Below are 1,236 nucleotides of genomic sequence, written 5' to 3' on the forward strand. Positions count from 1 at the left end.
CAAGCCCAAAGCCTGGTAGACCTGTACACCGCCGCACGCGGCTTTGACGCCAGCTACCAATCCGCCAAGAGCCAGTTCGACGCCACCCTGGCCAAGTCCGCCCAGGCCCGGGCCGCCATCCTGCCCACGGCCAACTTTGCCCTGGGTGCAAGCCGCTCCAATCAGGAAATCCTGCCCCAACCCGAGCGTTCGTACGGCTCGCAGACCGCCACCCTCAGTGCCTCCCAGCCTTTGTACCGTCCGGCCAACTGGGCCAGCTACGAGCAGGGCAACAAGCAAGTGGCTTTGGCCCAGGCCCAATTGCAAGCCGCCGAGCAGGATTTGATCGTGCGGGTGAGCCAGGCCTACTTTGATGTGCTGGCCTCTACCGACAGCCTGGCCTTTGTGAAGAGCCAGAAGACCGCCGTGGCTGAGCAATTGGCCTCGGCCAAGCGCAACTTTGAGGTGGGTACTTCCACCATCACCGACAGCCGCGAGGCCCAGGCCCGTTATGACTTGGTGATTGCCCAGGAACTGGCGGCCGAGAACGATCTGCGGGTCAAGACCATAGCCCTGAACCAGCTGGTGGGCAAGAGTGATGCAGCCCCCAAGCCTTTGGCTGCCCCGGTGGTGCTGGCCCCGCTGGAGCCGGCCGACGCCGAAGCCTGGGTGCAGCAGTCGGCCACCCGCCACCCTGGCATTCAGCAGCAAGAGATTGCGCTGGACGTGGCCAAGCTGGAGACCGCCAAGGCCGAAGCTGGCCACAAGCCCACGCTGGACCTGACGGGCAGCTACTCGGCGGTCAACAACAATGGCACCTCCACCGCCGTGGCCGACAGCCGGGTGAATGTGGCCACCGTAGGACTTTCCTTCAACCTGCCGCTGTTTGCCGGGTTCTCCACCCAAAACCGCATCAAGGAAACCCTGGCGCTGGAAGACAAGGCGCGTACCGATCTGGAAGCCACCAAACGTGCAGTAGCCCAGGGTACCCGCACGGCTTTCTTTGGGGTGCTGTCGGGCCAAGGCCAGGTCAAGGCCTTGGAAGCGGCGGAAGCCTCAAGCCAAAGTGCGCTGGATGCCAACAAGCTGGGTTACCAGGTGGGGGTGCGCATCAACATCGATGTGCTCAACAGCCAGAGCCAGTTGTTTGACACCAAGGCCAAGCTGGCCAAGGCGCGGTATGACGTGCTGGTGGGCGGCTTGAAGCTCAAGCAGGCCAATGGCTCGCTGGTGGCCGAGGATTTGAATCCCATCAAT

Annotated in this window: 1 protein-coding gene; it reads left to right on the forward strand. The window is 63.2% G+C overall.

The features are described 5' to 3' along the window. A partial coding sequence (locus AC3WS7_RS18665; RefSeq protein WP_492657391.1) for a TolC family outer membrane protein occupies nt 1–1,236 on the forward strand: 1,236 nt, incomplete at both ends.

Source organism: Rhodoferax sp. EU05-FHT12H12 (genome assembly GCF_058791215.1).